The 11568-nt window shown below is 61.5% G+C and carries 10 protein-coding genes, 1 pseudogene and 1 other annotated feature; of the genes and pseudogenes, 4 read left to right on the top strand and 7 right to left on the bottom strand.

Features of this window, described 5'->3' with window-relative positions; all coding sequences use genetic code 11:
* Positions 1-288: 288 nt before the first annotated feature.
* Positions 289-344, bottom strand: a sequence feature (sul1 is cis-regulatory element that is thought to sense ions involved in sulfur or methionine metabolism; They are found in Alphaproteobacteria).
* 529 nt (positions 345-873) lie between these two features.
* On the bottom strand, positions 874-1566 hold the full coding sequence (locus tag ACLKMW_RS23475) for a DUF899 domain-containing protein (RefSeq protein ID WP_415726947.1): 693 nt from the start codon (positions 1564-1566) through the stop codon (positions 874-876).
* A gap of 2 nt (positions 1567-1568) precedes the next feature.
* The gene (locus tag ACLKMW_RS23470; protein WP_415726946.1) at positions 1569-1862 is read right to left on the bottom strand and encodes a hypothetical protein; all 294 of its coding nucleotides are present in this window, start codon (positions 1860-1862) and stop codon (positions 1569-1571) included.
* Positions 1863-1964: 102 nt separating this feature from the next.
* On the opposite strand from ACLKMW_RS23470, the gene ACLKMW_RS23465 reads away from it, so the two are divergent.
* Together ACLKMW_RS23465 and ACLKMW_RS23460 are read left to right on the top strand one after the other, a co-directional pair.
* Complete coding sequence (locus ACLKMW_RS23465) at positions 1965-3185, top strand: helix-turn-helix domain-containing protein (protein ID WP_415726945.1); 1221 nt, start codon at positions 1965-1967, stop codon at positions 3183-3185.
* Positions 3186-3194: 9 nt separating this feature from the next.
* Positions 3195-3839, top strand: coding sequence for a Vgb family protein (locus ACLKMW_RS23460; protein ID WP_415726944.1), 645 nt, complete (start codon positions 3195-3197; stop codon positions 3837-3839).
* A 368-nt stretch (positions 3840-4207) separates the two neighbouring features.
* Here ACLKMW_RS23460 and ACLKMW_RS23455 read toward each other — a convergent pair whose 3' ends face one another.
* The 3 genes from ACLKMW_RS23455 to ACLKMW_RS23445 are packed head-to-tail and all read right to left on the bottom strand — an operon-like array spanning position 4208 to position 5294.
* Entirely contained in the window at positions 4208-4570 is a 363-nt protein-coding gene (locus tag ACLKMW_RS23455) for a nuclear transport factor 2 family protein (RefSeq protein ID WP_415726943.1), read from the bottom strand.
* A gap of 24 nt (positions 4571-4594) precedes the next feature.
* Positions 4595-4879, bottom strand: coding sequence for a putative quinol monooxygenase (locus ACLKMW_RS23450; RefSeq protein WP_415726942.1), 285 nt, complete (start codon positions 4877-4879; stop codon positions 4595-4597).
* 37 nt (positions 4880-4916) lie between these two features.
* The gene (locus ACLKMW_RS23445) at positions 4917-5294 is read right to left on the bottom strand and encodes a nuclear transport factor 2 family protein (protein ID WP_415726950.1); all 378 of its coding nucleotides are present in this window, start codon (positions 5292-5294) and stop codon (positions 4917-4919) included.
* A 67-nt stretch (positions 5295-5361) separates the two neighbouring features.
* Between ACLKMW_RS23445 and ACLKMW_RS23440 the strand changes: the two genes are divergently transcribed.
* Positions 5362-5940: a TetR/AcrR family transcriptional regulator gene (locus ACLKMW_RS23440; RefSeq protein WP_415726941.1), complete on the top strand. Its 579-nt coding sequence runs from the start codon at positions 5362-5364 to the stop codon at positions 5938-5940.
* 43 nt (positions 5941-5983) lie between these two features.
* Positions 5984-6226 carry a DUF6958 family protein gene (locus ACLKMW_RS23435; RefSeq protein WP_415726940.1) on the top strand — a complete coding sequence of 81 codons (243 nt, stop codon included), beginning with the start codon at positions 5984-5986 and terminating at the stop codon, positions 6224-6226.
* A gap of 397 nt (positions 6227-6623) precedes the next feature.
* On the opposite strand, the pseudogene ACLKMW_RS23430 reads toward ACLKMW_RS23435, so the two are convergent.
* Positions 6624-7633: pseudogene (locus ACLKMW_RS23430) on the bottom strand (IS110 family RNA-guided transposase).
* 478 nt (positions 7634-8111) lie between these two features.
* Positions 8112-11465, bottom strand: a complete 3354-nt coding sequence (locus ACLKMW_RS23425; RefSeq protein ID WP_415726939.1) for an adenylate/guanylate cyclase domain-containing protein — start codon at positions 11463-11465, stop codon at positions 8112-8114.
* Between the last annotated feature and the right edge of the window lie 103 nt (positions 11466-11568).

The raw sequence follows: 11568 nt of genomic DNA, 5'->3' as shown, positions 1-11568 counted from the left end.
GCGACCCTTGTCGACAAGCGCGTCGCGAGTTTCAGTTCTCTTCATAGGTGCCTCCCAGATGTCGTACAGAGGAGGTAGAGCGCCGCGCGAGGGAGGCAATCACAGAAATCTCCCGCATGATCAGAATTCAGTTTGCCGTTGGTATGACAAGTGCTGCGAGCAGGTCGGCGCGGATGTTGCCGAACCACTGGTCGCGGTAAGCTGAAAGAGAAGTCATGAATGTCCAGGTAAAAGCGGAACCGCGGCGGCCACGCAGCCGTCGGATGAGAATGACAGCGATGTCGGGTTAGTTGTCCGGCGGATCGGCGGCCGGAAGAGCCAACCGAAATTTCACCGGGTCCAGTGATCTGCGTTGCCTCTACCGTCAACCTTGACGCACTCAACACTCGGGTCCTGGCTCGGCCGCCATAAGTGAATCCAACAGCAGGCAAGCATTGCCTGAAGCGAATCCGTTTGGTTGATCGGCGCCCGATGGATGCGCCACAGCTATGGTCGCGGAATGAGATCCGATGGTCGCGGCCGAAACCGGACTGTCCGCTTCTGTCCGAGATTTCCGACAAGCTGCCATTCGGCGCATTCCAGCCATCGAAATCGTATTGCTGTTCCTGGAAGCGGACGCGACGACTGAGCAAAACTGCGGCGATTGCGCCGCATTCGGTTATCCTGCCGCCTGGCAGGTCGTGCCGACATCAGTTCCTGATTGTGCCGCAAGAGCCAGATCATGTTCCGTCTGCCCATTTTTGTGGCTACTGGACACGAGGCCGAGCCACGGATTCATAGAACGAAAGGCAATTGCCGGAATCCCGTCGAATCCGGCAATCAACTCATTTTCTCGTTGCTAGCAGGTCATCGTGCCCATGCTCTCTGGGGCGGCTACTCGTAGCGATCGTGGCGGCGCACCCAGTCCATTCCCTCGGCCTCGTTGCGGCCCTTCGGAGCGAGATCGAGCATGTTGTAGGTGCCCATCATCACCTCGACGCCGCGCCCGTAGGTGGAATAGGTGCGGAAGACCTCGCCCGCGTCGTCCTTATAGAAGGCGCTGACGCCGGGCCATTCCTCGCCGGTTTCCTGCCATTCGCCGAAATTGTAGTCGATGTGCCCGCTGGCGACCTCCTCGGGAGTGAAGCTGACGCGGAAGTCGTAGTTGAAGTCGTTGCCGAAGGACGACACCCATTTGAACTGCCAGCCCATGCGTTTGCGGTAGCGCTCGATCTCGGCAAGCGGCGCGCGCGAGACGGCGATCATGGTGACGTCGTGATGCGCCAGATGCTTGTTCATCCCATCGGTGTGATCGGCCATGTAGGAACAGCTCGGGCAGCCTTCCTTCCATCCCGGCGCGAACATGAAATGCTGCGCCAGAAGTTGCGATCGACCGTCGAAGAGATCGGCCAGCGTGCGCGAGCCCTCGGGCGTGTCAAACACGTATTCCTTGTCGATGCGCACCCAGGGTAGGGCGAGCCGCTCACGAGCGACCTTGTCGCGAAGACGCGTCAGTTCCTTCTCAGCTTTCAGGAGGTCCCGGCGGGCGGCCAGCCAGTCATCGCGTAAAACAATAGCGTGTTGCATTGTCAGTCTCCTTCGGTTTGAATGACGGGCGTGTTGGGGCGCTGCGAACGGGCGGAAAGGAGCTTCATCCACGGCGATAGGTGGAAGAGGCTCATCAGCACGTACATGAGGGCCATGTCGTTGATCGGTACGAAAGCCGAGACGGCAAAGCACATCGTCATGCCGGGCGAGCCGACGGCAGAAATCCAGGCCATCAGCGCGAAGGTCGGGGCGGCGGCAAGCCCTAGCCGGCGTGCCGCATCGACCGCCGGCCTGGGCGACGAAGCGACCATTTCTGTTGCTGTGCGCATTGTCATTTCCGGTCCTCTCATCGTATTCGCCGTTTCCAGCGGTTGCGATACCAAGAGGCTAGCTCGGGCAGAGGGTCGGGTGAGAGTTACAAGTGTGACGGGATTTCAGTGGACTCTCTGATCACTGCCGCTGCACGCGCTCTCTCGGCTGGCGACCCCCTCGCTGCGCTGAAGAGGGTCGCATTGCGCGATGATCCACCCGCACTGGCGTTGCGTGGCATCGCGATGGCTCAGCTCGGCGACCTCACGCGCGCCAGGGAGCTTCTGCGAAGCGCGGCACGTACCTTCGGCCCGAAAGAGCCTGTGGCCCGTGCGCGTTGTGCCGTCGCCGAAGCCGAAATCGCCCTTGTTACGCGCGATCTTGGCCGCTCATTGCAAACGCTCAACGCAGCGCGGGCGGTACTCGAAGCGTCAGGCGACCGATGGAACGCAGCGCACGCTGGCTATCTCGAAGCCCGGTATCTTCTCCTGATCGGTCGTCTCGATGAAGCCGAAGAGGTGCTTGCGGAGTTCGATGCCGGCGTTCTGCCACCCGCTTCGCTGGTCGGGCGCGAATTGGTGGTGGCGGGCATAGCCATCCGTCGCATCAGGACGGAGCCAGCGAGAACCGCTCTGAAACGGGCAAGACGGGCAGCGGAACACGCGCGCATTCCAGCTCTTGTGGCCGAGGTCGACCAGGCAGTGCGGGCGTTCGGGGCGCCGGCGGCGCGCTTCGTGGCACGCGATGTGGAGCGGCTGCTCCATCTCGAAGAGGTCGAAAGGCTATTGGCCTCTGATACGCTCATTGTGGACGCCTGCCGCAACATCGTGCGTGCAGGGACAAAGATCGTTCCGCTCGCCGCCCGTCCGGTGCTGCTCGCACTCATCCGTGCCCTTGCGGAGGTATGGCCCGAGGATGTACCGCGCGAAACGCTTCTCAAACGCGCTTTCCGGGCACGGCATGCCGACGAATCGCACCGCGCGCGACTGCGTGTCGAAATGGCCCGGCTGCGAGAGGCGATCAAACCGCTGGCGGCGCTGAGTGCAACCAAGCGGGGTTTTGTTCTGCGGCCCCACGCTGCGGGCAGTGTTGCCGTGCTGGCGCCGCCCGTCGAAGGCGATCATGCCGAAGTGCTCGCTCTGCTCGGCGACGGCGAAGCTTGGTCGAGTTCGGCATTGGCGTTGGCGTTGAGCGTAAGCCCGCGTACAGTGCAGCGGGCACTTGAAGAGCTTGCCCATGACGGCCTGGTTGAAGCCTTCGGGCGCGGTCGGGCCTGTCGCTGGATCGCGTCCAGTGTGCCGGGATTTCCGACAAGCTTGTTGCTCCCCGTCGCGGGAATTTCCAGCTAGGAGAAGGACATGAAACATTCAGCTGCCGAAATCATCCGTGAATATGGTCCCTTTCCCGATGTGAACGACGTGGCCGGCGTCAGCTTCGACGGCAATCAGATCTGGTTCGCAACCGGCGACAGGCTGAATGCTCTCGATCCCGAAAGCGGAGAAATCTTGAGATCGCTCGATGTCGCCGCCCATGCAGGGACCGCTTTCGATGGCGAGCACCTGTTCCAGATTGCCGATGCCGTGATCCGAAAAATCGATCCCAAGACCGGCGAGGTTGTCGCCACAATACCCGCGCCCGGGGGTGGTGGTGACTCGGGGCTGGCCTGGGCGGAGGGCTCGCTCTGGGTAGGGCAGCATCGCGGGCGCAAGATCCATCAGGTGGATCCCGAGACCGGAGAAGTGCTGCGCACGATCGAATCCGATCGATTCGTCACCGGCGTCACTTGGGTAGACGGCGAGCTTTGGCACGGCACGTGGGAAGACAGTGGGAGCGATCTCCGCCGCATCGACCCGGAAACGGGTGAAGTGCTTGAGCGACTGGACATGCCGCCAGGAACCGGCGTTTCGGGGCTCGAATCCGATGGCGGCGACCGCTTCTTCTGTGGAGGCGGGAGCAGCGGAACAGTGAGAGCCGCACGTCGGCCCGGGCACGGCCTTAAGTGAGCGTGGACTATCGGCCAACGTTGGCAATCCGACAAATGCCGCTTCTTGGTGGTGCCCCTCCAAAAGCTGACCGACAGAAAACCACCCATTGATACCACTGCGGAGGAGAGAGGCCTCAGTGGTAGGGAAATCGGATTTCGCCGCTCGGGGGCTGATTCCGGACCGTCAGGTATCAGCTATGTTTAGCGACAAGCTGCCGTTCAGCGTCCGACCGCAAGTCGGACGTTCATGGGAGAAGGTTAGGACGCTTAAAGCGGGCCTTGCATGTGGCTGTGGTGTTGGATCACATCTGTCGCAAGTTTTGGGGCTATTGCGACAGCCGATTTGATCCCACAAGACGCCCGCGAGACCGTGAGTAGGGGCATGCCCTATCCCTTCACGTATCCCTGACCTTCAACGATCTTTCCGTCCCGAACGCGCATGATGTTCACCCCCCGAACCCGATCCGTCGCGCTCTCGCCCCAACGGAGCTGCCATCGGATGATCCCGCGATCCTCGTTGGCCCCAATCTCCTCGGCTTCGAAGACGAGGTTCGCAGAGGATGCAATCCCCTTCCAGAAGTCGAGGCAAGCCTCACGCCCTTCGTAGCGCGCTCCATCCGGTGAGGGCGTCGTATTCTCAAGAACGCAGCCTTCACCAATCAGATCGTCGAGGTCTTCGGGGCGATGCTTTTCGAACGCATTATGGAAACGGTTGACTATTTCGAAGGTGGTCTTGCTGTCGGCATTCATCGTTTCACCTCTTGAGATCAGGGCCTAGAAGGGCTTTTCGGACTTGTCGGTGCGATAGAGGCTTACAGCCACCTCCCGGGGTTTTCCCCTCGGTCCTCCCTTCGCGACCTTGCGCCAGGCGTCCAGCGTGGTCTGGTCGCGCCAGCATTCGAAGAGATTGACGCGCTCCGGATCGAGCGCGTCCGCGCTTATGGAGAAGTCGAGACAGCCGTCATACGCCCTCGCGCGTTCGACCATGCTCTTGAAGGCTTCCACGGCGCCCTCTCGCTTCGCAGCGTCGGTGCGAGTGTAGCCAGCGATGATAATCATGAGCTTTCCTCCTTGAAACGCTGATGGATTGTTGCTGTCACTCAGGCAGCGGCGCCGACTGGCCGGGGATTTTTGAATAACCCAGCGCCTCGATGATCCGTCCGTGACGGACGTGCATCAGGTTGACGCCGCGAACCGATTCACCGTCGCCGAAATTAAAACGCCAGCGGATGATGGCGCGGTCGCCCATCGCGATTGTGTCTTCGACGTCGAAATGAGCAGTCGGGTCGGTGGCGAGGACCTCCCAGAACACGAGGCAGGCGTCATAGCCTTCGTATCGTGTTCCGTTAGGTGCGGGCTGAATAGACTCCATTACGCAGTCCGGGGCGATCAGGTCTTTGAGAATCGCGGGCTCATGATCGCGGAACGCCTGGTTGAACCTGCGCATGATCGCGGCTGTCTCGTTCGTCTGCATCATCATCTCCTATTCAGACAGGTCTGTCTATTTGCAGAATACAGACCTGTCTGTTAGAGTCAAGCGCATGAACAAAACCGTTTCGCCGAACGAGTCTGGAGCAAGCACCGCGCGCCGCCGCCTGCTCGATACCGCTACCCGTCTCTTCTATGCCGAGGGCATTCGTGCAGTCGGCATCGACCGCATCATCGCGGAGGCGGGCGTGGCTAAGGCGACCTTCTACAACCACTTCCCGTCGAAGGATGATCTCGTTCTCACTTATATCGAGGAGCAGGACCGGCTTGGGCGGGACGCCGTTTCAGCGCTTCCCGAGCAATCGCCGCGAGCGATGATCGCGGCTATCATGGGGCGCATCAGCGAGGCCGTGGTCGCGGGAGGTTGGCGTGGGTGTCCGTTTCTCAACGCGGCGGCCGAGTATCCCGACCCGACCAGCCCTGTGCGGCAGGCCATTGATGCGCGCCGCGCGTGGTATCACGATAGTCTCCGGAAGCTTCTTGCCGCCGATGGCGATGCGGTCCCTTCCGTCACCGCCTCGCTGCTTGTCGCTCTCTCAGACGGCCTGCTCGAAACCGCATATCTTGATGACCCGAAGGGCGTTCCCGCCCTTGTCGCCGAAGCGCTGGAAAGATTGCTGGTCCGGCGTTGAATCACAGTTCGGCTGACCGCCGACGTTGTACAACTCCTGAGTTTTGCACCTCATAAAGCCCGAGCGGGCGAGCCGTGCCCTTTGGTCGGGTACGTCTCAACTACAATCAGCTTCCCTTCCGAGCCTCGTATCCAGCAAAGCATTTCTGGCGGCGCCGTTCCTGCAGGCTAAGACAGCTGGATGGTGGCTGAAGGCCGTCCAGCTTGATCTCGAAGCCAAAGGCATCATCTCACGTGCGCCCGGCAAACCTGTTCGGCTTTACAGGCGCCCACGTGCCGTTGCGTAGCGCAACATTGTGAGTCAGCTTTCTTGAAATTCCGTCACAAACCGGACTGTCTTCTTCCCACCCCAACCCGGTCCGTCGGGACCGTTCCAGACCCCTGCGGCAAGGATTCATGTAGGCCGATCGGGGGCCGTGTATGGACGGCTCTCCGTTGGCAAGGGTTTCTTTGAGCCTTTTGCAGTCGCTGGTTGGTGCGGCCATGTATCCGACCTGTAGGTGCGGCTTTTCATGTGCCGCTGGCCATAATGCCATTCGCGCGGCTCAGGTCCCGATCGAAAGCTCGCACTCGAAGTGCACGGCCCCAGTGGGTTTTCCTGATCCGGCGGTTTCAACCGGCTTTGTGCATTAGCTCCTGTCCGCCCTTTCCAACCTCGTCGGCGATCGCGCGCCTTGTCTCGTTCTATGCGATGGGCGGCTCCCTGTAGCGCTCGCCGCCTGTCATCAATGCCCAGACCATGCGGGCCGTCTTGTTAGCCAGCGCAACCGCCGCCACCTTCGTCGTTCGTCGTGCCATCAATTGCACGAGCCATGGCCGCCTGGTCCCGTTCCGCTCGGCATAGCGGATGACCGCCATCGCTCCGACCACGAGCAGCTGGCGCAGGTAGCGATTTCCGGCTTTGGAGATGCTGCCGAGCTTCTCCTTGCCCCCACTTGAGTTCTGCTTGGGAACGAGCCCGATCCAGGCCGAGAGGCATCGCCCCGACTTGAAAGCGTGCGGATCGGCGATGGTGGCGACGAACGCGCTCGCCAGCAGCGGGCCCACGCCCGGGATCTCCATCAACCGTCGACCAAGCTCGGTCTTTCGTGCATTCGCCCGGACCCTGCGATCGTTCTCGAGGATCTGCGCCTTCACGACCTTGAGCTGCGCCTGGAGCATGCGCAGACATAGCCGTGCGTCAGCGGGTATCCTGGCGTCGTTCTCGTCGTTGATGACCGCGAGGAGCTGCTCGACTCCATTCCGCCCGATCGGCGCCACGACCCCGAACTCAGATAGGTGCGCCCGCAGCGCGTTCGATATCTGTGTCCGCTGGCGGTTCAGCATCAACCGAACCCGGTGCAGCATCATAACGCTTTGCTGCTCGGGGGACTTCACCGGCACGAAGCGCATCGTCGGCCGGGTCACCGCCTCACAGATCGCCTCTGCGTCTGCAGCGTCATTCTTCTGCCGCTTCAGATATGGCTTCACATACTGGGCCGGCAGCAACCGCACATCATGACCACGTGCGATGAGCTCGCGAGCCCACTGCAGGCCTCGATCCCGACCAGGCATCGGGGTAAGTTCTCGAAGAATGCCAGCACGCGCCCACGGGTTAGCTTCCTGCGAACGACAACCTCGCCCGCCGCATCCACGCCGTGGACTTGAAACACAGACTTCGCAATATCCAGACCAATAGTCGTAACGTTGCCCATCGTAGCTCTCCTCCGGCTCTGGCCCCGCGATCATACCGCAGGGAGGGAGGAGAGCCGTCCACCGCATCAAAAGCAGTCCGCCAGCTTTGGGATCAAGCTGTCAACAGCAGCCGTTCCGTTGACGACCCACTGCAGTCATAGGAAGCTGGCAGAAGCGGACGCAGCGCCGACTGCCCAGCGCCATCACCGACGCAGAGGGACGAACGGTGCCCCCAAGCCGGGCATTCCTTCGAGCTTGAACGCGGCGGCGGATGCTTGCTGCCCCGCATGGTCACGGGGACCGTTGTTTAGGGGCGCAGCATCACCTTCGGCGACGCGCGCTCGTTCATAACGCGATAGTCAACCGGCGCGCATGACCGTTGCGTGAATGGCATGTTCTTAATGTTTGCGAGTTTCACGCACGGTTCGTGCGTTGCCGCGTGTCGGAGTCAACTTGGTGGCGAGCCGACGGGCCGAGGGTGCTCTGCCACAACGTATGTCAGTGTAGTCTGTCGAGTAATTGCCTGGCCTGAGTTAAATCGCGGGTATTAAATCCTTCGGTAAACGAGTTATAGACCGAACCGAGCAAATCGCGGGATTCTGCGCAGCGGCCCTGCCTGCTCCAGAGCTTGCCGAGGCCAACAGCGGCGCGCAGCTCAAATGACTTGGCGTTCTGGCGTCGCGCCGTCGCGAGTGCCGACAAGAAGAAGGCTTCACATCCCTTGCCGGAACGCGGGCGCGCAAACTCGGCCTCGGTCCGCTCGAGTTCGGCGTCCCACATGTGCTCATCGTGGCGAGCGGCGTGGTCCTTAGCCCGCGCGACGAGCATGCCAGCTTTCGTTGCCCCGGACGCGTGGAGTGTCGTCGCCAGCATGCAAAGATAACGGACATGATACCAACTCACGCCCAAGGCGGACCGACCAGTCAAACTCTGGCGCATGAGCGTCAGACCTTCCTCAAAGGACCCGTTCTGGGCGATCGCCCAACCCTGCAGGAATAGACCGTTCAGTCGCCAGTAGTGCAGGCTGTGCTGGTCGGCCAGACCAACAATAGCGTCAGCATGGCCGCGCACCGCCGCGGTTTCACCAAGAAGCTCATCGAGTCCCGCGCCCGCGTATGTTCTGACGTGGGCGGTGAGATTCGCCTGGTTCAGCTCTTCGGCATAGTGAAGCGCGTCGATGGCCAAACTTCGTGCCTGATCCGGGTTACCGAGAATCCATTTGACGATCGCCAAGTAGGCGAGCGCTGAAATTTTCGGGTCATGCACATAGAGAACCGGCGGCGGACGGTGTCGGGCGGGGTCATAGAGGCGTAGGATCGTCTCAAATTCGCGTTCAGCCTCCATGAAGGATCCGAAGTGCATCGCCGTCATGCCGCCCATGCGGTGCCCAGCCAGCAGAAGCGCATCGTCTCCAGTGCGCCCGGCAGTCTCCCGGGCGTCCTTGGTCAACTGCCGCATCATTTCGTAGTCGCCACGGACGAAGTGATAAACGAACTCGCCGCTCAGCGTCGCATGCAGCGCGGCGGCGTCCCCAAATTTCTGGCAAAGGACGCGTGCGCGATCGTATGCTGCCCCGGTTTGCGGGGCAGCATATCCGTGAACCGAAATCAGCGCCGTTCCGATTGCCGTCTGTAAAGCGAGTTCCTTCCAGTCCTTCTCTGATCCTGGCGGAAGAGAATCCAGCATCTTCAAAGCTCTCGAAAAGTGGTCGATTGCCTCCAGGTTTGCGGAGCGTTGGGCAGCCTGCTTGCCCGCGATGAGCCAGTAGTCGATCGCACGGGCCACTTGCCCCGCTTCCGCAAGATGATGGGCCAGCACCTCCGGTTCGCGGGCGGCCTGCGCCGGGAACCGCTCTTCCAGAGTCCGAGCGATCTTGGCATGTAACTGTTGTCTGGGATGACGCAGGAGCGTGTTGTAGGCCGCGTCCTGCACGAGGGCATGCTTGAAGAGATACAATGCATCGGCCGCCGTGCCCCGCCGGAAGATCAGCCCGGACGAGGAGAGCTGATCGATGAACGCCTGCAGCTCAGTTGCCCCATACGGTGCAACCGCAGCCAACAGATCATGCGAGAACTCCCGCCCGATAACCGCGCCGATCTGTGCTATGTTTTTCGCCGCGCCCAATCGATCGAGCCGGGACATGAGGGACGCGTGCAGGGTGGCCGGGACGCCAACGGCCCTCGCCGAAGCTGTCAACGGCGCGTGGTCTCCCTCCGCGCAGGTTTCTGCCACTGCCTTCGTGAACTCCTCAAGGTAAAGCGGCACGCCGTCCGTGCGCTCGACGATTTCCCTTATGGCTTCCGCAGGCAAGTGTTGTTCGCCGAGCACTTGTTCGACCAGCGTCACCCCGTCGCGCTGTCCCAAGCGGCCGAGCGTCATCGTCGAGACGTGCGCGTGTCCGGTCCAGGGAGGGGTGAACTCGGGCCGGAACGTCACTATGAGTAGCGCGGGCAGCAGCCGGATGCGTTCTACGATTCGACCGAGAAGCTCCAGGCTGGTCGGATCGATCCAATGCACATCCTCAAAGATCATTAGAACGGGCCCGCCTCGGGCGAGCGCCTCCAATTGCCGGACCAGCGCTTGCAGCGTCCGCGATTTTCGTTGTTGCGGGCTGAGATCCACTGTCGGGAAACGCCCCGCGCTCGGCAGAGAGAGCAGATCTGCGAGCAGGCTGCAGTCTTCCGGCGAAGTCGAGGTGGCGGAGAGAAGCGCCTCCAGCTTGTCGAGTTTCGCCGGCGTACTGTCGTCTGGGTCGATCGCAGCGGCGCGTTCAAGCTGGCGGATGATCGGGTAGAGGGCGCTGCCGCTATGATGCGGTGAGCAGAAATAGCAGAGGCGCGTGTGCTGCCCGTGCGCAATCTCCTCCAGGATGGCAACCGTGATACGCGACTTGCCGATGCCCGGCTCTCCCGAGAGCAGGATCACCTGGCCCTGCTTGCCCTTTGCGCGCTGCAAGCGGCGGCGCAGGGTTTCCACTTCTGTCTCGCGGCCCACAAGGGGCGTCAGCCGTTCTCCGCGCAATGCCTCGAAACGACTGTCGACGGCGCTCGGTCGAAGAACTTGGTAGGCGCTGATTGGCTCGGAATAGCCTTTGACCTGGACGGTGCCGAGATCACGAAAATCGAAGAGGTGGCCGAGGAGGAGACGCGTTCGCTGCCCGATTACCACTGTGTTCGGCTCGGCCAAACCCTGCAGCCGGGCCGCAAGATTTGGCGTCTCACCGACCACGCCTCGTTCGCGAGCCTCACCAAAGCCGACAATGTCTCCGACGACCACGATCCCGGTAGCGATGCCGATATGCACTTGCAGCGGGTCGGACGGGTCAAGCTGGCCGACCATGTCGGTCAGTGCCAACCCCGCCCGTACGGCTCGTTCAGCGTCGTCTTCATGAGCCTGCGGATAGCCGAAATAAACGAGCACGCCGTCGCCCATATACTTGGCTACGAAGCCGCCGAACCGCTTGATTGTATCGGATACGCATTGCTGATACGCGCCGATAATCTCGCGAAGATCCTCGACGTCGAGACGCGACGCCAGAGCTGTCGAGCCGACGAGGTCGCAAAACATGACGGTCAGTTGCCGACGCTCGGCACCGGCCCCCGACGAAACGGCGGTCGGCGGGTGTTCAAGCTGATCAGGGTTCGGCAGGCTGCCCGCTGAATTGGCCTCCTGGTTCAGCAAGTCGGCAATGGCGTCGATGAGCTTGCGGCGGTGCCCGACCGAAGCGACGCCAAGTTCCTTGAGATCCTCGCCCGTCAGCTTCCGGAGAAGCTGCGCGTCGATGTCGTTGTCACGGAACGCCGACGCGTATTCCTCCAGTCCCAATTCGCGCAGCCAGGAAGCGATGTCCACCGCAAAATCCTCCGGACTGACTCTGATCTTTTCGGCAGCTAGAACTGCGTAGCGATTCTACAGCGATTTGAACGAAACACGATGTGGAATAAAGCGCCGGGGC

Source organism: Borborobacter xinjiangensis (genome assembly GCF_047739745.1).
In the GTDB taxonomy this organism is placed as follows: Bacteria; Pseudomonadota; Alphaproteobacteria; order Rhizobiales; family Rhizobiaceae; genus Pseudaminobacter.
This window is presented reverse-complemented; position numbering and strand designations above follow the sequence as displayed.